This is a genomic window from Erwinia sp. PME.40.26/001 (assembly GCF_055556675.1).
On record NZ_JBVHNP010000451.1, the window covers coordinates 1 to 234 of the forward strand.

Sequence of the window (234 nt, forward strand, 5' to 3'; positions counted from 1 at the left end):
TTCTCTTCATCGCGATCGTCACGTCGGTGTGGGCGATCGTGCCTCGTGTGAGGAGTAAGCACCCAAGCCGGAAGGCGATGGAGGACTTCATCTACTTCGGCCACACGCGGTATTGGAAACCGGAGGCTCTGCAGGAGGAGCTGTGTCAGCCCGCGCTGGAAGTGTTGTCCCGCCAGTTGGTCGTCCTGGCTCACGTCGCGTGGAAGAAGCACTACCTCGTGAAGTGGTCAGTGT

1 protein-coding gene is annotated in these 234 nt (G+C 59.8%); it reads left to right on the forward strand.

Translation table 11 applies throughout. The features are described 5' to 3' along the window. Positions 1-14: 14 nt before the first annotated feature. A partial coding sequence (locus ACZ3HG_RS24940; RefSeq protein WP_465335241.1) for a Pycsar system effector family protein occupies positions 15-234 on the forward strand: 220 nt, incomplete at its 3' end.